The following is an 18,861-nucleotide window of genomic DNA, read 5'->3' as shown; positions in this document are numbered from 1 at the left end:
CCACAGGCCGTACGTACGGCCCTCACGCCTCGCGCAGGACCGGCGTACCCGACAGCTCGATGCCCGCGGCGCGCATCTGGTCGAGCGCGTGCTCGGTGGTGGCGGGCGCGACGCCTGCCGTGAGGTTCAGCAGGACCTGGGTGCGGAAACCCTCGGAGGCGGCGTCGAGCGCCGTGGCCCGTACGCAGTGGTCGGTGGCGATGCCCACGACGTCGACCTGCCCCACGTCGCGCTGCTTCAGCCACTCGGTGAGCGGTGTGCCGTTCTCGTCCGCGCCCTCGAAGCCGCTGTAGGCGGCCGAGTACGAGCCCTTGCTGAAGACGGCGTCGATCGACCCGGCGGCGACGGCGGGGGCGAAGTTCGGGTGGAATCCGATGCCTTCGGTGCCCGCGACGCAGTGCGGGGGCCACGAGTGCTCGAAGTCGGGGTTGTCGGCGAAGTGGTCGCCCGGCTCGATGTGGTGGTCGCGGGTGGCCACCACATGGTTGTAGCCGGCGGAGGCGTCTGCGATGAGATCGGTGATGGCGGCGGCCACGTCCGCACCTCCGTTGACCCCGAGGCTGCCCCCTTCACAGAAGTCGTTCTGCACGTCTACGACGATCAGTGCCCGGTGCATGGGGAGCCCTTTCGGGGGTGGGAGGAAGGGGGAAGCGCGGTCGGCACGACCCTAGAGAATCAGCCGCCTCCGTGGGAGGTCCCACGCACACCTGTCGCCGCCGCTGCCACGTACGGCTTTTCCGTGTACCGGTCTCGTGCGTGCGACCTGCCCTGAACGGGCGTCATACGTACTCCGTGGGCAACACCGGCTCGCCGCGCGAGAGTTGCATCGCCGACATCGGCAGTCCCGCAAGCGCCTTCTTATGCCGTTCGCGCGCCGTGTCCAGGGGCTCGCGGGCGACGGTCTCACCGCGGCGCACGAGCGGCACATGGAGCTGATGCTCCCTCAGCTCCTCCGGGACGGTGCCCGTGCCGACGACCTCGGCCATGGCGACGCCGTCCTCGTCGGGCCGCCGCGCCGCCCATTTCGCCCCGCCCGCCGAGGTCTTGCCGCCCATCGACTTCTTCGCCACGGGCAGCAGCGGCGCGTCCCGTTCCGCCGAGGCGGCGCGTGCCACCAGCTTGTAGACCATCGAGCAGGTGGGGTGGCCGCTGCCGGTGACGAGCTGGGTGCCGACCCCGTAGGCGTCCACGGGTGCGGCGGCGAGCGAGGCGATGGCGTACTCGTCGAGGTCGCTGGTGACCACGATCCTCGTGCCGGTGGCGCCCAGTTCGTCGAGCTGCTGGCGTACCCGGTGGGCGAGTAGCAGCAGGTCGCCGGAGTCGATGCGCACCGCGCCGAGTCCGGGACCTGCGGTCTCGACGGCGGCACGCACGGCCTCCGCGACGTCGTAGGTGTCGACGAGCAGGGTCGTGCCGCTGCCGAGCGAGTCGACCTGCGCGGTGAAGGCGTCGCGCTCGCTGTCGTGCAGCAGCGTGAAGGAGTGGGCGCTGGTGCCGACGGTGGGGATGTCGTAGCGGAATCCGGCCGCGAGGTCCGAGGTGGAGGCGAAGCCCCCCAGGTAGGCGGCGCGGGAGGCGGCCACGGCGGACAGTTCATGGGTTCGGCGCGCACCCATCTCCATCAGCGGGCGCCCGGCGGCGGCGACGGCCATGCGGGACGCGGCGGCGGCGACCGCCGAGTCGTGGTTGAGGATGGAGAGGATCACGGTCTCCAGCAGTACGCACTCGGCGAAGCTGCCCTCGACTCTCATCACGGGGGAGCCGGGGAAGTAGACCTCGCCCTCGGGGTAGCCGGTGATGTCGCCGCCGAAGCGGTAGCGCGAGAGCCAGTCGAGGGTGGGTGCGTCGACTATCCGCCGCTCGCGCAGGTACTGGAGCACCTGGTCGTCGAAGCGGAAGTTCTCGACCGCGTCCAGCACACGGCCCGTTCCCGCGACGACTCCGTAGCGACGTCCCTCCGGCAGCCGCCTCGCGAACACCTCGAAGGCGCACCGCCGTTCGGCCGTCCCGGCGCGCAACGCCGCCTGGAGCATGGTGAATTCGTACTGGTCGGTGAAGAGCGCCGTCGACGGCACGGCCACCGGCAGTCCCCTGTCGGCCACATTCACTTGTACTGACTCCTCGCTTCGGAGAGCCCCTGGGGCAGGGGCGGTGCGGGAACCGAGCGTACAACACATCTCGTCACTGTGACGATATCGCTCGTGGCCGTTTGGCCTCCCGACGCCTCTGAGTGGCAGCATGGGACCCGTGAGTGTTGCCCCTACCGAGATCGAACGCCCCGAGTCGGCCGAGGCGCCCGTCGAGGTGCCCGAGCCCGACGTGCCGTGGGCGACGATCGTTCACAACGACCCGGTCAACCTCATGAGCTACGTGACCTACGTCTTCCAGAGCTACTTCGGCTATCCGAAGGACAAGGCGAAGAAGCTGATGATGGACGTCCACCACAAGGGCCGGGCTGTCGTCTCCACCGGCAGCCGCGAAGAGATGGAGCGCGACGTGCAGGCCATGCACGGTTACGGCCTCTGGGCCACCCTTCAGCAGGACCGCTGATGGCCGGGCACTTCGAGGCCACCGGCGACGGCGGCGCCGCCATCGCCCTTGACGAGGTCGAGATCTCGATTCTGCGCAGCCTCGCCGTCCAGCTACTGGAGTTGATCGGTCCGGGCGACGAGCCCGCCGACGGCGAGGACCCGCTGACCGCCCTCCTCGCCGAGGGGCCCAGCGAGCCGCCGTCCGACCCGGCGCTGGCCAGGCTCTTCCCCGACGCCTACGGCGGCGGCCCGGACGCCGAACCGGGCGAGGAGGGACCGGATGAGCGCCGCGCCTCCGCCGAGTTCCGCCGCTTCACGGAGAACGATCTGCGCGCACGCAAGCGCGAGGACGGACTCGCGGTCGTGCGCGCCCTGGATTCGCTGACCCCCGACCCTCCCCCTGGGCCCTCCGGGCCCGGGAGGCGCCCCCAGGGGGCGGGCGGCAGCTCGGGCGCGGTGCTGACGCTCAAGCCCGAGGAGTCAAAGCAGTGGCTCGGCGCGCTGAACGACCTGCGGCTCGCGATCGGTACGCGGCTGGAGGTCCGGGACGACGACGACAGCAGCGAGCTGTACGCGCTGCCCGACGAGGACCCGCGCAAGCCGATGGTGATGGCGTATCTGTGGCTGGGCGGGCTCCAGGAGTCGCTCGTCGAGACGCTGATGCCGTAGAGGCGCAGAGCGAGGGCGCGAACGCCGGCCCTCGCGGTGGGCGCGTAACCTCCGCCCGGCGCCCCCCTGTTGGGCATCCGTACGCCCGGCCATCCTGAGCGCCGGGCCTTCCCGAGTGCCCGGCCTTACCGGCCCTCGGCCTTCCTGGGCGCCCGGCGCTTCGCTACGAGCCACGCACGTCCGCGCTGCCCGTGCCGCCGTCCCCTGAACGGATGGCATCCGGCGCCCGCTGCCTTCCCGCGCCCCGAACTCCCCGTACGCGCGGACATGATGATGACTCCGGCCCGTCCGGAAGATCCTGAACATCCGTCATGTCCCGGCGTGCGCCCGCTGCCTGCGCCGGCACGGAGAAAGGCGCACCCATGGCCTTCGAGCAGGTCGACGACCGCGGCAGCCCCCGCCGCGAGACCACGGAGACGGCGGAGGGCGCCGTCGCCCCTCCCGAGGAGGGCTACCGCCGCGGCCTCGGCAGCCGCCAGATCCAGATGATCGCCATCGGCGGGGCCATCGGCACCGGCCTCTTCCTCGGCGCGGGCAAGGCCATCACCAGGGCAGGACCCAGCCTGATCCTCGCCTACGCCGTGGCGGGCACCGTCATCTACTTCGTCATGCGGGCGCTGGGCGAACTGCTGATGTACCGGCCGGTCTCCGGCTCCTTCTCCGAGTACGCCCGCGAGTTCCTCGGGCCCTTCTTCGGCTTCGCCACCGGCTGGACGTACTGGCTCTTCTGGGTCGTCACCGGCATCACGGAGGTCACCGCGGCGGCCACGTATGTGCAGTTCTGGTGGCCGTCCGTGCCGCAGTGGGTGTCCGCGCTCGTCTTCACGCTCGTCCTCTACGGAGCGAACCTGATCTCGGTGAAGATCTTCGGCGAGCTGGAGTTCTGGTTCTCGATGGTCAAGGTGACGGCGATCATCGGCATGATCCTCATCGGCGTCGGCGTGCTCACCCTGGGCTTCTCGGACGCCGGCGACACCGCTTCCCTCGCGCATCTGTGGGCGGACGGCGGCTTCTTCCCGAAGGGCGTCGGCGGGACGCTGATGACGCTTCAGATCGTGATGTTCTCCTTCCTCGCGGTGGAACTCGTCGGCGTCACGGCGGGGGAGTCGGTGAACCCCGAGCGTGCCCTCCCGCGTGCCGTGAACACCGTGCCGTGGCGCATCGCGCTGTTCTACGTCGGCGCCCTCGCGGTGATCCTCTCGGTGGTGTCCTGGACGGCGTTCGAGCCCGGCACCAGTCCCTTCGTCGCCGCCTTCGGCAGAATCGGGCTGCCCGCGGGCGCCGCCGTCGTGAACTTCGTCGTGCTCACCGCGGCCCTTTCTTCGTGCAACTCCGGGATGTACTCCACGGGCCGGATGCTGCGCGACCTGGCGCTCAACCGGCAGGGCCCCAGACCGTTCGGCAGGCTCACCGGCAACGGCCTTCCGCTGCTGGGCACCAGCGTCTCCGCCGCGCTGATGACGGCCGGCGTATGGATCAACTACCAGTGGCCTTCAAAGGCGTTCGACTACGTCGTCGCCTTCGCCACCATCTCCGGCATGTGGGCGTGGATCATGATTCTCGCCGCGCACATCCGCTACCGCCGCGCCTCCGACCGGGGGGTGCTGCCGCGCTCGTCGTTCAGGGCGCCCTTCGCCCCGTATGCGAGCTGGGCCTCGCTGGCGTTCATCGGCGGGGTGGTCGTGCTGATGGGCTTCGACCCGGACTCCAGGGTGTCGCTCTACGGGGCGCCGATCTGGGCCGCCGGACTGCTCGTCGCGTACTTCGTGCTCAAGGCGCGCGACCCGGACACCTTCCGGCGCGAGCGGCCGACGCACGGGAGGAGCGACGGCGCCTGACCGGTCGCGCCCCCGGCTCCGGGCCGTCGACCTCTCCCGTGCCCGGGGCCGGTGACCTGGCCGGACCCCGCCCCCTGCGGCCCGCATATCCTTCCCACCATGCTGACCATCACCAGGGAGCTGCACGACGAGATCGTCGCCCACGCCCGCAGGGACCACCCCGACGAGGCGTGCGGCGTCATCGCCGGACCCGCGGGGACCGACCGACCGGAGCGCTTCATCCCGATGCTGAACGCGGCGCGTTCGCCTACGTTCTACGAGTTCGAGTCCGGCGATCTGCTGCGCCTCTACCGGGAGATGGACGACAGGGACGAGGAGCCGGTCGTCATCTACCACTCGCACACGGCGACGGAGGCGTACCCCTCGCGCACCGACATCGGCTACGCCAACGAACCCGGCGCCCACTACGTGCTCGTCTCCACCGCCGAGTGCGGCAACGACGAAGGTCCCTTCTCCTTCCGCTCGTTCCGCATCGTGGACGGAGAGGTCACCGAGGAGGACGTCGAGATCGTCGACCGTCGGCAGGCTTGAGAACGGCCTGAACCGTCTGTGCGGCCTGGACGGCCTGAACCGTCTGTGCGGTCTGAACGGTCTGTGTGTGGCCCGAACCGTCCGGAGCCGTCCCGGAGTACCGAGCCCGGCCCGGGAAGCGACGGTGCACGAGCGGACGGTGTCCATGCAGGTCACACGACCTGCGACGCGATTTGAGACGTCGCGGTCCATATCCTGGGACCCGTACCCGGGCGCCCCGGCGGGAATCGTTACGATGAGCCCATGGTTGTCCACGACGTGAGTGCTTCTGAGAAGACCCGGAGCACGCTGCTCGTCGGGCGCCTGCACGTCGACCTGTGCCGTCTCGCCAGCGCGCTCGGGGCGCCGCGGCGCCGCGCGTACGTCCACGTCTGACACGGGCCACCGGCCCCGCCCCGCCCGGCCGTTCGAGGACACAGCGGACCGGCACCGCCGTCCCCGTCCTCGCGTGAGTACGCCCCCAGCGCCCGCCCGGCACCCCGCAAGCACACCGTCCTGCCAGCCTCCACCCACAGGAGCTTCCATGGCCATCGAGGTCCGCATCCCGACCATCCTCCGCACCTACACCGGCGGCGAGAAGTCCGTGACGGGGGAGGGCGGCACCCTCAAGGAGCTCTTCGACGACCTGGAGAGCCGCCACACGGGCATCCAGGACCGGCTCGTCGACGGCGGTGAGCTGCGCCGCTTCGTGAACGTCTACCTCAACGACGAGGACGTCCGCTTCCTCGACGGCATCAGCACCCGGCTCAGCGACGGCGACAACGTGACGATCCTCCCGGCAGTCGCGGGCGGCTCCGGCGCCCACGTCAGCCACGTCGCCCGCGAGCACGACGCCACCCGCGTACACGACGGCACAGGGCCCCGCTGATGCGCTACGACTCCCCCGTCGACGCGGTCGGCGACACCCCGCTCGTCAGGCTGCCGCGCCTGTCGCCGTCCGAGGACGTGCGTATCTGGGCGAAGCTGGAGGACCGCAATCCGACGGGCTCCGTCAAGGACCGGCCCGCCCTGTACATGGTCGAACAGGCAGAGAAGGAAGGCCGGTTGACGCCCGGCTGCACCGTTCTGGAGCCGACCTCGGGCAACACCGGCATCTCGCTCGCCATGGCGGCACGCCTCAAGGGCTACCGCATCGTGTGCGTCATGCCGGAGAACACCAGCGAGGAGCGGCGCCAGCTCCTCGCCATGTGGGGCGCCGAGATCATCTCCTCACCGGCGGCGGGCGGTTCGAACACGGCGGTACGCGTCGCCAAGGAACTGGCGGAGGAGAACCCGGACTGGGTGATGCTCTACCAGTACGGCAACCCCGCCAACTCCGCCGCGCACTACACCTCCACCGGCCCCGAGATCCTCGCCGACCTGCCCTCCGTCACGCACTTCGTGGCGGGTCTCGGCACCACCGGCACCCTCATGGGCGCGGGCCGCTATCTGCGCGAACAGCGCCCGGACATCCAGATCATCGCCGCCGAACCCCGCTACGACGACCTGGTGTACGGCCTGCGCAACCTCGACGAGGGCTTCGTGCCCGAGTTGTACGACGAGTCGGTGCTCACGGGGCGCTTCTCCGTCGGCTCCGAGGACGCGGTGCGCCGTACCCGTGAACTCCTCGCCGAGGAAGGCATCTTCGCGGGCGTCTCGTCGGGCGCCGCGCTGCACGCCGCAGCCGGAGTCGCGCGCAAGGCCCAACGGGCGGGCGAGAGCGCCGACATCGTCTTCGTCGTGGCCGACGGAGGCTGGAAGTACCTCTCCACCGGCATCTACACGGCTGAGACGACCGAGGCCGCGGTCGAGGCACTCCAGGGACAGCTCTGGGCCTGAACGACCGCAACGGGCCCGGTTGTTGAGCGGCCGGGCACCGGCCCCGCCACGGGAGTCGGCAGTAGTCGGCAGTCCGCGCGTCGCTGCCTCGTCGTGGTTGCGGGCCGCCGGGGCAGGAGGCCGGGTCGGGAGGAACCCGACGCCCGGCCGAGGTCTCTCACTCCCCGGCGTGGGACTCCATTCCGAAGCACCGCCGCACCCGCGCCCAGGTGTCCGGCTCGACCTCACCGGCCCGCCGGCCGAAGTCGCCGAGCGCCACCTCCCACGCGGTGTCCGTGCACAGCGCGGTCACCCGGCCCGGAGCATCGGGGACCGTCCCCGGCGGCAGCGCCAGCTTCGACCCCGAGGTCTCGGCGAGCCGGTACTCGCCCTCGCCGCACGGGCGTTCCGCGGTGATCCGCGCCACTCGCGCCCCGTCGATGCGTACCGCCAGCACCAGGACCAGCAGCGGTTCACGCGTCCACCAGATCTCCCCGGCACGCGGGCCCGTATGAGGCAGCGGTACGTCACGCCCGCGTCGGCGGCCTCGATACATGCGGGAGAGGGGACGGCCCAGCCTGGCGCCTCCGTCGATCAGCGCGGCCACAAGTGACAGCGCCACGACGGCCCCCAGCGCCAGCCACCACCAAGTGTCCACGCCCGCTTCGCCTCCCGGACCTCCGTACGCTCCGTGCGCCGGCGCGCGAACAGCACCGCACAGGCTGCCGACCGTACCCCGCGCTGGTGATTCCGCCCACACCAGCACGCTCTTGAGTCCAAAGGCGGCGCCCAGCGGCTTACGCTCGAAAAACCCCACAGCCGCCAACGGAGGTCCCCGCTTCATGAAGCTCACCGTCGTCGGCTGCTCCGGGTCGTTTCCATCGGCGGAGTCCGCCTGTTCGAGCTATCTGGTCGAGGCCGAGGGCTACCGGCTGCTTCTCGACATGGGCAACGGCGCGCTCGGCGAGCTACAGCGCTACAGCGGTCTCTACGATCTGGACGCCATCGCGCTCAGCCACCTCCACCCCGACCACTGCATCGACATGTGCGGCTACTTCGTGGCGCGTTACTACCGCCACGAGGGCGGACGCTGCGAGCCGATCCCCGTCTACGGGCCGCGCGGCACCGAGCGCCGGCTGACCGTCGCGTACGGGGACACCCCGTCCGACTCCGCCATGAGCGAGGTCTTCGACTTCCGCAAGCTGACGGCGGGCGGCGTCTTCGAGCTGGGCCCCTTCACCGTCCGTACGGAAGAGGTCTCGCATCCCGTGGAGTCCTACGCGTTCCGCGTGACCCACCGCGAAAGCGGCAAGACGCTGGCCTACTCGGGTGACACGGGGGCGTGCGGCGCACTGACGGAACTGGCGCGCGGCGCCGGGCTGTTCCTGTGTGAGGCGTCGTTCACGGACGGCAAGGAATCCATCCCCGACCTGCATCTCAACGGCCGTGAGGCGGGGGCGTGCGCGCAGCAGGCGGGCGTGGGGCGGCTGGTCCTCACCCACGTCCCCCCGTGGACGGACGCGAAGGTCAATCTGCGGGACGCGAAGGACACCTTCGAGGGGCCCGTGGAGCTGGCGAGGCCCGGCGCGGTCTACGAGCTGTAGCGCGAGCAGCGCCGTCGCGGACCGTATGGGACTTGAGGCCCGTACGGCATGGCATCCGGCCCTCTACGCGACACCGCCGACCCAAGGCACCCCCATCCCAAGGCATCCCGACCGCAAGACACCCGCACGCAAGGCACCGCGCCCGCTGCCTTGTCGGCGGCGGGCGCGGGCGTGAGGGGCCGGGTCAGATCCGGGCGCGTCTCCTGTCCTGGTCGTCCCCGTCGTCAGGGCCGCCGCGCCGCGAGCCGGAACCGCCCGGCCGGGCGCCCTCGGGCCTCTGCGATTCCGGCGTGCCCTGCGGGCTCTGCGTGGTCTGGAGGCTGCGGGTGTTGTGTGCCGCCTTCTCGGGGGAGACGGGCTGCTCCTCCTTGTCCATGGCCTTGTCGGCTGCCGCGCCGGTGACGGCGACCGCTGCGGGCACCTCGTCCCCGTGACGGTCCTTGCCGGCTGTGCTCTCCCGTTCCCGGCCGCGTTCGGCCTCGTCCGGCTCCGGCGCCTCGCGGCCCGGTGTGGGGAGGTCGAACTTGACGATCGCGATGCGGAAGACGGTGTAGTAGATCACCGCGAAGACCAGGCCGACGAGCATCAGGCCCCATGGGTTGGTGGCGATGCCCAGGTTCAGCATGAAGTCGATGGCGCCCGCCGAGAAGCCGAAGCCGTCCTTCATGCCCAGCGCCCACACCAGGGCCATCGAGACGCCGGTCAGCACCGCGTGGATCGCGTACAGCACCGGCGCGATGAACATGAACGAGAACTCGATGGGCTCCGTCACGCCCGTCACGAAGGCGGTGAGCGCGAGGGAGACCATCAGGCCGCCGACGAACTTTCGCCGCTCGGGCCGTGCGCAGTGGTACATGGCGAGGCACGCCGCGGGCAGCGCGAACATCATGATCGGGAAGAAGCCGGTCATGAACTGGCCCGCGCTGGGGTCGCCCGCGAGGAAGCGCGCGATGTCGCCGTGCTGCCCCTTGTACGAACCGGCCTGGAACCACGGGAACGAGTTCAGCAGATGGTGCATGCCGATCGGGATGAGCGCCCGGTTCGCGACTCCGTAGACCCCCGCTCCCGCGGCTCCCGAACCCACGAGCCACGCGCCGAAGTCGTGCAGGCCGGTGCCCAGTACGGGCCAGATGTAGCCGAAGACCACGCCGATCAGCAGGCCCGCGAACGCCGAGAGGATCGGCACCAGCCGCCGCCCGCCGAAGAAGCCCAGCCAGTCGGGGAGCTTCTTGCGGTAGTAGCGCTGGTAGAGCAGTGCCACGACGATTCCGATGACCACGCCGCCCAGCACACCGGCGTCCACCGGCGGTGCCACGGTGCCGACCTTGCCGTCGACGACCTTCTCCACCGGGGGCAGGTTGCCGTCCTTGAAGGCCCCGAGGACGTTCTTGAAGACGAGGTAGCCGACGACCGCCGCCAGCGCCGTGGATCCGTCGGACTTACGGGCGAAGCCCACGGCGATGCCGACGGCGAACAGCAGCGGCATGTTGTCGATCAGCGCGCCGCCGCCCTTGGCGAGGAACTCGCCGATGCGGTTGAGGAAGTCCGGGAAGCCGGGGCGGCCGAGCATGTCGGCCTGGCCGAGCCGCACCATGAGGGCCGCGGCGGGCAGAGTGGCGATGGGGAGCATGAGACTGCGGCCGATGCGCTGCGCGATAGCCATCGCGGCCGAGCCCCGGCCCGCGGTACGGGCGTCGGTAGCCGTGGTCATGGACTTCCTCCAGTGGCCTCCGGGAGGTCGGACCGTTGGGAGCAGACCCCACAAGTGGTTTAGACCTCTTTTAGCACGGGTGCAGCAGCGCGGAAAGTGCGGTTTGCCGCATTAAAGGCGCATATGTACCCACCGATATGGGGAGTCTCACGCTCGGCCGGGCACAGGGGGCGAGGGCGGCGGGTTGGCCCATACTGGGGTGACCCAGGCCCGGCGGTGTGCGTGGGCGCCCGCGTACGAGGCGGCGGAGAGCAGGAGACCGAGATGAGCAGCAAGGCCGAAAAGATCGTCGCCGGGCTCGGCGGACTGGACAACATCTCCGAGATCGAGGGCTGCATCACCCGCCTTCGTACGGAGGTCGCGGACGCCGGGCTGGTCGACGAGGCCGCCCTGCGGGCCGCCGGTGCACACGGGATCGTGAAGATGGGCTCGGCCGTGCAGATCGTCATCGGCACCGACGCCGACCCGATCGCGGGGGAGATCGAGGACATGCTGTGACGGTCCGGCTGACCGGATGCTGACCGGTTGCCGGTCGGCTGAACGGCCAACCAGCCGCCGCCGCCGGGCAGTCGGGGCCCGGATGCCGGGCGACCGACGGGCCGCTCCGCGGAAGAGGCGCGAACGCCCTTGCGGCGCGCGGGGCTTCACACCCTCCGCTGCCTGATCGACTCCGCCCGCGCGACACCATCTAGGCTCGCCCCATGACTCGTATCGACGGCCGTACGGCTGACCAGTTGCGCCCCATCACCATCGACCGCGGCTGGAGCAAGCACGCCGAGGGATCCGTTCTGATCTGCTTCGGCGACACCCGGGTGCTGTGCACCGCGAGCGTCACGGAAGGGGTGCCGCGGTGGCGCAAGGGAAGCGGAGAGGGCTGGGTCACGTCCGAGTACGCGATGCTGCCGCGCTCCACCAACACCCGTGGCGACCGCGAGTCCGTACGAGGGAAGATCGGCGGCCGTACCCATGAGATCTCCCGCCTGATCGGCCGCTCCCTGCGCGCCGTCGTCGACTACAAGGCGCTGGGGGAGAACACCGTCGTGCTCGACTGCGACGTGCTCCAGGCCGACGGCGGCACCCGCACCGCGGCCATCACCGGCGCGTATGTGGCGCTCGCGGACGCGATCGGATGGGCGCAGGAGAAGAAGCTCGTCAAGAGCAAGGCGCAGCCGCTGACCGGCACGGTCGCGGCGGTCAGCGTCGGCATCGTGGGCGGGGAGCCGCTGCTGGACCTGTGCTACGAGGAGGACGTGCGCGCCGAGACCGACATGAACGTGGTCTGCACCGGCGACGGGCGCTTCGTGGAGGTGCAGGGCACGGCCGAGGGCGAGCCGTTCGCGCGGCAGGAACTCGACGGGCTGCTGGACCTGGCGGTCAAGGGCTGCTCACAGCTCGACGAGGCGCAGCAGCGGGCGCTCGGCGGCTGAGCGCCCCCGGCCCGGCCTTGTTGCCGGGGTCGCTTCAACTCGCAGTGAGGGAAAGGCAGTTGGAGCCGGGGAACTTTGCGTGTGCTTTACGCGTCTAAAGGGTACGGGCCGTGCGGGTCATACCGCGCGGCCCGTCCACTGACAAGGAAGAAGAGGTCCCCGTGCGTCGTTCTCCCGTGCTCGCCGTCCTCGGCACCGCCGCACTCGCCGTCACCGCGCTGACCGGATGCAGCGCCGTGGACAAGGCGGTGAGCTGTGCCAACACCGCCGTGACAGTGGCCGATGCCGCCGACGATCTCCAGCAGGCCGTCTCCGGAGCCTCCGAGGACCCGGCGCAGGCCAGGCAGTCGATCGACCGCATCGAGAAGAACCTGAAGAAGATAGACGACAGCACGGGCGACTCCGACGTGAGCAAGGCGGTCGACCACATGAACACCGCTGTGGAGGACGCCGGTAAGGCCGTCGACGAGGGCCGTGAGCCCGATGTCCGCCCGGTGGGCAAGGCCGCGGACGAGCTGTCCAAGGTCTGCACGGGCTGACGGCCGAATCGCCGGACCGCGCTCGCACGCACCGCACGGCAGGCACGACCGGCCCAACCGGGCCGCCCTGTCCGCGCGTTCGTGTGTGCGGGCGCCTCAGCCCTGGACCAGGTTGACCAGCCCGTAGATCGCAAGCCCCGCCAGGGACCCGACGACCGTGCCGTTGAGGCGGATGAACTGAAGGTCGCGGCCGATGTGCGCCTCGATCTTCTTCGAGGTGTGCTCCGCGTCCCAGCCGGCGACGGTCTCCGTGATCAGCGATGTGATCTCGTCGCGGTAGGTGGTGACGACGTGCACCGCGGCGTCCTCGATCCAGCCGTCGATCTTGCCGCGCAACCGCCCGTCCGCGGCTGCCCGCTGGCCCAGCGACAGCAGCGACGCCCTTGCCCTTACGCGTAGTTCGCTGCGCTCGTCCTCCGCGGCGGCGACGATCATGGAGCGTACGGAGTTCCACGACGAGGAGATCAGGTCCTGCACCTCGCCGCGGCCGAGCACGTCGCTCTTGAGCCGCTCCACACGTGCACGCGTCTGCGGATCGGTACGCAGATCCGCGGCGAAGTCCGTCAGGAAACGGTCGACCGCGCCGCGCGCCGGATGCGTCGGCATGTCCCTCATCTCCGTGACGAACCGCAGCAGTTCGCGGTAGACCCGGTCGCCCACACGGCGGTCGACGAACCGCGGCGTCCAGCCGGGGGCGCCGCCCGTGACGGCCTCCATCACCGAATCGCTGTGCTGCTCCAGCCATTCGGCCGCACGCGCGCACATCAGATCCACCACACGGCGATGACCCTGATCCTCGACGACCCGCTCCAGCATCCGTCCCAGACCGGGCGCGATCTCCTGTGCGTCGGCGCGGCGCGTGACGGCCTCGCCCACCACCGCCCGTACATCGGAGTCCCGCAGCACGGCGAGAGCGCCGCGAAGCGCAGTGGACAGCTCGGACGTCACCCGGTCCGCGTTGTCCGGCTGCGCCAGCCACGCACCGAGGCGGCCCGCGATGCCCACGGCACGCAGCCGGGAGCGTACGACGCCGCTGGAGAGGAAGTTCTCACCGACGAACTCGCCCAGAGTGTGGCCGAGTTGATCCTTCTTGGTGGGGATGATGGCCGTATGGGGGATGGGCAGCCCCAGGGGGTGACGGAAGAGCGCCGTCACCGCGAACCAGTCGGCGAGCGCACCCACCATTCCCGCCTCGGCGGCAGCCGCCACATAGCCGGCCCAGGCTCCCGCGCCCTCGTGCTGCGCCCACTTGACCAGTACGAAGACCGTCGCCATCAGCGCCAGGGCGCCCGTCGCGATGGTCTTCATCCTGCGGACGCCGCGCTGCCGTTCCTCGTCGGCGGCGGTGAACGTGCCCAACGGGCCGGGATTGGGGGGCCGTCGGGCGCCGCCCGCGGGAGCGCAGGGGCCCCCTGAGGAGCCCGAACCACCCGATGCGCCCGTGCCGCCTGATGCTCCCGTACCGCCAGTACCGCCTGAGGCTCCCGAAGGTCCCGTACCGCCCGGTGAGTTCGCCGCACCCGAGGAGCCCGCGGTGCGCGGTGGGCCCGAACTCCCGCTGCCCGTACGGCCGTTGGGACGCGTCTCCGCGGAACCCGCCGCCGACTCACCGCCTGTGATTGCTCTCACTCCGCCGGGCTCTCCGGCAGGCGCCTTGCCCGCTTTTCCCTGATCCATCCACTCCACCGTTCGGCCAGTCCCCCCTACAGTGTCCCAAGGTGCCTGACAGGTGGAACGAAGCCCGGTCATTCGGCGTCTGTCTCAGCGGACGACCGATCGGGCGTCCCGGCCCGGCCGCCCCAGGGGCAGGACCGCGCCGCGATCGTGGGATCATTCCACCGCGACCACTCGGAGCCTCGGGCTCCGCCTGCCCGAGGAGACACACCGAGCGTGACCAGAAACATGGGTTATGCCTTGCTCGCCGGTCTGGCGGCGATCGTCGTGCTGATTTCGACCGCCGTCTTCATCGGCGCCGGCAGTGACGACGGCAGCCTGGACGGCATCACGCAAGGCACCCGTGACAACGCCGCACCCGCCTCCTCCGGCAACTGGGTAGGCACCTGGGCCGCATCCGCGGTCGCCGCGGAGCCCAACACCCGCGACGGCTACCCCAAGATGTCGATACGGAACGTCGTCCACACCTCCGTCGGCGGCTCCGGGGCCCGCATCACCCTCTCCAACCTCTACGGCACCAAGCCGCTCACCATCTCCCACGCGACGCTCGCGCTCGCCGCCGCGCCCAGCAACCCGACCGCAGCGAGCGGCAGCATGCGCCGGCTGACCTTCGGCAACTCCCGCACCGTCACCATCCCGCCCGGACGCAAGGCGACCAGCGACTCCGTGCGCCTCAACGTCCCGCACGCCGCGGACCTCCTCGTCACCACCTACTCCCCGAAGCCGTCCGGACCCGTCACCTACCACCCCTACGCCCGCCAGACCAGCTACGTGGCGCGCGGCGACAAGGCGGACGAGACCTCCGGCACGGCCTTCACCGAGCAGAGCCCGTACTGGCGTTACCTCACCGCGGTCGACGTATGGACCAACCAGACCCGCGGCGCCGTAGCCGTGCTCGGCGACTCCATCACCGACGGCATCAGCTCCAGCCCCGGCGCCAACCGCCGCTGGACCGACTTCCTCGCCGAACGGCTGCGCACCGAACGGGAGGCACCGCGCTACAGCGTGCTCAACGGCGGCATCAGCGGAAACCGCGTCCTCGTCGACGGTCCCCGCTACTCGCCCAACAACGGGCCCAGCGGCCTGACCCGCATGCAGCGCGACGTGCTCTCGCGCTCCGGAGTGAAGGCCGTCGTCATCGAGATGGGCCTCAACGACATAATCAAGCCGCCGCGTCAGCGCGACCCGCGCCGAATCGTCAGCGGGCTGCGGCAGTTGGTGAAGTACGCCCACGCACGCAATCTGCGAGTCATCGGCGGCACGCTCACGCCCTTCGGCGAACACCGCGGCTACCAGAAGCGGCTGGACGACATACGGCAGCGGGTCAACGACGAGATCCGCTCGGGCAAGGTCTTCGACGACGTCGTCGACTTCGACGCCGCCCTCCGCGATCCGGCGAACCCCAACCGGCTGCGCCCCGCCTACGACTCCGGCGACCACCTCCACCCGAGCGACAACGGATTCCGCGCGATGGCCGAGGCGCTCGACCTGAAGCTGCTGAAGGGCTCGTCACCGGCGAAGACCTGAGGAGCCGGACCTTGGGAGGCCGGACCTTGAGAGGCCAGACCTGAGGGGCGAGGCCTGAGGGGCGAGACCTGTGGGGCCGGGCGTCCGGGTCCGCCGGTCACGCCCCTCCCGGCATGGGCCCCGCCTCTCAACCACCCCCGTACATACGGGCGATGACGTCCTCGATGTCCGGCTCGCGCACCGACAGATCCACCAGCGGATAGCCGTCGGCGATCTGCGAGACGATCGGCGCGGCGCTCGCCGACGCCGGGAAGGCCAGCCACTGGCGCGGGCCCTCCGTACGTACCGTGCGGGCGCCCTCGACGCCCTCGATGGGCGGCAGTTCACGTTCGAGGTCGACCACCAGCGTCCGTTCGCTCTCGCCCACCTCGTGCAGGCCCGTCAGCGCTCCGTCGTACATCAGACGCCCGTGGTCGATGACCATCACGCGCTTGCAGAGCTGCTCGATGTCGGTGAGGTCGTGCGTCGTCAGCAACACCGTCGTGCCCTCGGCCGAGTTGAGGTCTGCGAGGAAGCGGCGCACCGTCGACTTGCTGACGACGTCCAGCCCGATCGTCGGCTCGTCGAGATACAGCACGTCCGGGTCGTGCAGCAGCGCAGCCGTGATGTCGCCGCGCATGCGCTGCCCCAACGAGAGCTGCCGCACGGGCACTTCGAGGAGACCGCCCAGGTCCAGAAGCTCCACGCACCGCTCCAGGTTCTCGCGGTAGCGGGCTTCGGGTATGCGGTACATGCGGCGGACCAGCGCATAGGAGTCGCGCAGCGGCAGATCCCACCAGAGGGTGGTGCGCTGGCCGAAGACGACGCCGATGCGGCGGGCCAGCCTGGTGCGTTCGCGGGACGGATCGATCCCCGCGACGCGCAGCCGCCCGCCGCTGGGGGTGAGGATTCCGGTGAGCATCTTGATCGTGGTGGACTTCCCGGCGCCGTTCGGGCCGATGTAGCCGACCATCTCGCCGCGTGCGACGGAGAAGGAGATGCCGTCCACCGCGCGCACCTCGCGTCGTTCGCGCCGCAGCCTCCCCGCTGTGCGGCGGCGCACCTGGAAGACCTTCTCCAGGTCCTCCAGCACGATGAAGTCCTCGGTCATGGCCACCTTTTCCGGTCCCCTCCTGCTCTCATGCGTCTACGTGCGGGCCCTCTTACGCGTGTACGTGCGGGCCGTCCTACGCGCGTACGTGCGGGTGTACGTGCGCGCTTACGTCGTGCGTGCCGACGTCGCTCATGTCCGCGTACACGGCCCCGTCGCGCACCTCAGCTTCCGGTGCTGCGGTACGCGCGCAGACCCGACCGCCACGCCAGCCCCGCCAGGGCACAGCAGGCGGCGGCCACCGCGGGGCCCGCGAAGTCCGCCCAGCCCGGCAGCCCCAGCGGATCGTCACGGCCCAGCAGGCGCAGCACGGGCAGCCAGTTGACGAACGCGAGCGGAACCACGAACGTCACCCCGCGCACCAGGTCCTTGGCGAAGATCGTCGGCGGATACTCCAGCAGCGTCGCACCGCCGTAGGTGAAGGAGTTCTGCACCTCGGCGGCGTCCTGCGCCACGAACTGGAAGGCGCCGCCCACCACGAACACCGCGCCGAAGATCGCCGTACCGCTCAGCACCGTGACCGCGAGCAGCAGCGGCGCCCAGGCCCCGCCCGCCAGGTCCACACCGCCCAGCGCCCAGCCCAGCACCAGCACGCTCTGCCCGATGCGGCCCAGCCTCCGCAGCGCGAACCGGTCCGCGGCGACCTGCGCCAGAGCCGGTACGGGCCGCACCAGCATCGTGTCCATCGTCCCGTCCCTCACGCGCGTGCCCACGCGGTCGAAGGAACCCAGCAGCAGGTCGGCCAGACCGAGCGACGTGGCGGACGTGGCGTAGAGCAGTGCGACCTCGTGGAAGGCGAACCCGCCGAGGACCTCCACATGGGAGAACATGATCATGATGGCGACGAAGTCGAGCACCGATGTCGCGAAGCTCCCCGCGGCCAGCATCAGGAACGACGTCCGGTAGACCATCGTCGAGCGCACCCACATCGCGGCGATGAGGCAGTAGGCGCGGACGCCCCACCACAGCCGCGCGAGCAGGCCCTCGGGACCGGAGTGCGCCGCGTGCCGAAGGTCCTGCGCACGGTGTGCGTCCCGCGCGGCCGGAACCGTGGCCCCGGAAGCGGCTGCGACCTCGGATCGCGACTCAGCCACCCTGGACCACCACCTTCCGCGTGGCCAGCGACTGAAGCGCCCTGCCCGCCGCCAGCAGCACCGCCGCCCACGCCGCCTGGAAGCCGAACGCCCCCAGCACCCCCGCCCCCTCGTACTCGCCCAGCAGCACATCCGCCGGCACCTGCATCGTCGCCGCCCACGGCAGCAGCCGTACGACCTCGCCGAAGGCGCCGGGGAAGACCGTCAGCGGCAGCAGCATCCCCGAGAAGAACATGCTCAGCAGGGTGCTCAGCATGTTCAGCCCCGTGCCGTCCAGCAGCCAGAACGCGCTCAGCGCGAACAGATAGCGCAGCGCGAAGCCCGTGACGACGGCCAGCACCACCGAGACCAGGAAGGCCGCCCAGGTCAACGGCGAAGCCGGGAGGGCCAGTTCGAAGAAGAAGGCGGCCACGGCGATCGGAGCGACACCGCGGCCCAGCAGATGGAAGCAGGCACGGCCGAGATCAGCCGACAGCCACCACAGTTGAAGATCGGCCGGCCGGTAGAGATCGACGGCGACGTCCCCGGTGCGTATGCGCTCCTGAAGCTCCTCCTGGAAGCCGCCGCCGATCAGCGCCGCCGCCGCGAGCAGCGCCTGTCCCGTCCATACGAACGTCAGCGCCTGTGACTCGTCGTAGCCGCCGAGATGCGGACGTTCGCTCCACAGCGCCGTGAAGGTGTACGCGAGAATGAAGCCGAAGACGGTGTTGGTGAAGACTCCGGCGGCCGTCGCGACCCGATACGTGGAGTAACGACGGAATCCGCCCGCCGCCACCGCGAAATAGACGCCGCTGAGGCGCATCCTTTTGAAGCCCTTCTCCGTCTATCC

The 18,861-nt window shown here is 70.5% G+C and carries 19 protein-coding genes and 1 pseudogene; 12 read left to right on the top strand and 8 right to left on the bottom strand.

Annotated elements, in window-relative coordinates:
- Positions 1-22: 22 nt before the first annotated feature.
- Together MMA15_RS08805 and MMA15_RS08800 are read right to left on the bottom strand one after the other, a co-directional pair.
- Positions 23-616 (bottom strand): isochorismatase family protein, encoded by a 594-nt coding sequence (locus MMA15_RS08805; RefSeq protein WP_241058565.1) that lies wholly within the window; start codon positions 614-616, stop codon positions 23-25.
- Between the two features lie 163 nt (positions 617-779).
- Positions 780-2,108, bottom strand: a complete 1,329-nt coding sequence (locus MMA15_RS08800) for a nicotinate phosphoribosyltransferase (protein WP_241058564.1) — start codon at positions 2,106-2,108, stop codon at positions 780-782.
- Between the two features lie 130 nt (positions 2,109-2,238).
- Between MMA15_RS08800 and clpS the strand changes: the two genes are divergently transcribed.
- The 7 genes from clpS to MMA15_RS08765 all read left to right on the top strand — a co-directional run bounded on the left by clpS (position 2,239) and on the right by MMA15_RS08765 (position 7,387).
- A complete protein-coding gene (gene clpS / locus MMA15_RS08795) occupies positions 2,239-2,550 on the top strand; it encodes an ATP-dependent Clp protease adapter ClpS (protein WP_070031194.1) in 312 nt (103 codons plus the stop codon).
- The gene (locus MMA15_RS08790; protein WP_241058563.1) at positions 2,550-3,200 is read left to right on the top strand and encodes a DUF2017 domain-containing protein; all 651 of its coding nucleotides are present in this window, start codon (positions 2,550-2,552) and stop codon (positions 3,198-3,200) included. Before clpS ends, MMA15_RS08790 begins: the two co-directional genes overlap by 1 nt.
- A 362-nt stretch (positions 3,201-3,562) precedes the next feature.
- Complete coding sequence (locus MMA15_RS08785; RefSeq protein ID WP_372498209.1) at positions 3,563-5,038, top strand: amino acid permease; 1,476 nt, start codon at positions 3,563-3,565, stop codon at positions 5,036-5,038.
- Between the two features lie 99 nt (positions 5,039-5,137).
- Positions 5,138-5,569 (top strand): M67 family metallopeptidase, encoded by a 432-nt coding sequence (locus MMA15_RS08780; protein WP_241058562.1) that lies wholly within the window; start codon positions 5,138-5,140, stop codon positions 5,567-5,569.
- 243 nt (positions 5,570-5,812) lie between these two features.
- The gene (locus MMA15_RS08775; RefSeq protein ID WP_372498208.1) at positions 5,813-5,944 is read left to right on the top strand and encodes a putative leader peptide; all 132 of its coding nucleotides are present in this window, start codon (positions 5,813-5,815) and stop codon (positions 5,942-5,944) included.
- A gap of 148 nt (positions 5,945-6,092) precedes the next feature.
- Entirely contained in the window at positions 6,093-6,437 is a 345-nt protein-coding gene (locus MMA15_RS08770; RefSeq protein ID WP_241058561.1) for a MoaD/ThiS family protein, read from the top strand.
- Positions 6,437-7,387, top strand: a complete 951-nt coding sequence (locus tag MMA15_RS08765) for a PLP-dependent cysteine synthase family protein (protein ID WP_241058560.1) — start codon at positions 6,437-6,439, stop codon at positions 7,385-7,387. The genes MMA15_RS08770 and MMA15_RS08765 overlap by 1 nt, the downstream gene beginning before the upstream one ends.
- Before the next feature lie 157 nt (positions 7,388-7,544).
- Here MMA15_RS08765 and MMA15_RS08760 read toward each other — a convergent pair whose 3' ends face one another.
- Positions 7,545-8,024 (bottom strand): type II toxin-antitoxin system PemK/MazF family toxin, encoded by a 480-nt coding sequence (locus tag MMA15_RS08760; protein ID WP_241058559.1) that lies wholly within the window; start codon positions 8,022-8,024, stop codon positions 7,545-7,547.
- 184 nt (positions 8,025-8,208) lie between these two features.
- Between MMA15_RS08760 and MMA15_RS08755 the strand changes: the two genes are divergently transcribed.
- The gene (locus tag MMA15_RS08755; protein ID WP_241058558.1) at positions 8,209-8,970 is read left to right on the top strand and encodes an MBL fold metallo-hydrolase; all 762 of its coding nucleotides are present in this window, start codon (positions 8,209-8,211) and stop codon (positions 8,968-8,970) included.
- Positions 8,971-9,457: 487 nt separating this feature from the next.
- On the opposite strand, the pseudogene MMA15_RS08750 reads toward MMA15_RS08755, so the two are convergent.
- A pseudogene (locus MMA15_RS08750) lies at positions 9,458-10,681 on the bottom strand (PTS transporter subunit EIIC); the annotation flags it as partial.
- A 264-nt stretch (positions 10,682-10,945) separates the two neighbouring features.
- Between MMA15_RS08750 and MMA15_RS08745 the strand changes: the two are divergent.
- The 3 genes from MMA15_RS08745 (at position 10,946) to MMA15_RS08735 (ending at position 12,647) form a co-directional block, all read left to right on the top strand.
- Positions 10,946-11,179: a PTS sugar transporter subunit IIB gene (locus tag MMA15_RS08745; protein WP_241058557.1), complete on the top strand. Its 234-nt coding sequence runs from the start codon at positions 10,946-10,948 to the stop codon at positions 11,177-11,179.
- Between the two features lie 203 nt (positions 11,180-11,382).
- The gene (gene rph, locus MMA15_RS08740) at positions 11,383-12,108 is read left to right on the top strand and encodes a ribonuclease PH (RefSeq protein WP_241058556.1); all 726 of its coding nucleotides are present in this window, start codon (positions 11,383-11,385) and stop codon (positions 12,106-12,108) included.
- A 161-nt stretch (positions 12,109-12,269) separates the two neighbouring features.
- The gene (locus tag MMA15_RS08735; protein WP_241058555.1) at positions 12,270-12,647 is read left to right on the top strand and encodes a hypothetical protein; all 378 of its coding nucleotides are present in this window, start codon (positions 12,270-12,272) and stop codon (positions 12,645-12,647) included.
- 96 nt (positions 12,648-12,743) lie between these two features.
- Here MMA15_RS08735 and MMA15_RS08730 read toward each other — a convergent pair whose 3' ends face one another.
- Positions 12,744-14,324, bottom strand: a complete 1,581-nt coding sequence (locus MMA15_RS08730) for a DUF445 domain-containing protein (protein ID WP_241058554.1) — start codon at positions 14,322-14,324, stop codon at positions 12,744-12,746.
- Positions 14,325-14,549: 225 nt separating this feature from the next.
- On the opposite strand from MMA15_RS08730, the gene MMA15_RS08725 reads away from it, so the two are divergent.
- On the top strand, positions 14,550-15,848 hold the full coding sequence (locus MMA15_RS08725; RefSeq protein WP_241063093.1) for an SGNH/GDSL hydrolase family protein: 1,299 nt from the start codon (positions 14,550-14,552) through the stop codon (positions 15,846-15,848).
- Between the two features lie 127 nt (positions 15,849-15,975).
- On the opposite strand, the gene MMA15_RS08720 is transcribed toward MMA15_RS08725, so the two are convergent.
- The 3 genes from MMA15_RS08720 to MMA15_RS08710 form a co-directional block, all read right to left on the bottom strand.
- Positions 15,976-16,938: an ABC transporter ATP-binding protein gene (locus MMA15_RS08720; RefSeq protein ID WP_241058553.1), complete on the bottom strand. Its 963-nt coding sequence runs from the start codon at positions 16,936-16,938 to the stop codon at positions 15,976-15,978.
- Positions 16,939-17,102: 164 nt separating this feature from the next.
- Positions 17,103-17,867, bottom strand: a complete 765-nt coding sequence (locus MMA15_RS08715; protein ID WP_308290611.1) for an ABC transporter permease — start codon at positions 17,865-17,867, stop codon at positions 17,103-17,105.
- A 157-nt stretch (positions 17,868-18,024) separates the two neighbouring features.
- Entirely contained in the window at positions 18,025-18,834 is an 810-nt protein-coding gene (locus MMA15_RS08710) for an ABC transporter permease (protein WP_241058552.1), read from the bottom strand.
- Between the last annotated feature and the right edge of the window lie 27 nt (positions 18,835-18,861).

This window comes from Streptomyces marispadix (assembly GCF_022524345.1).
GTDB lineage: Bacteria > Actinomycetota > Actinomycetes > Streptomycetales > Streptomycetaceae > Streptomyces > Streptomyces marispadix.
The sequence above is the reverse complement of the archived record's forward strand: the minus strand, read 5'-3'. Positions and strand labels throughout refer to the sequence as shown.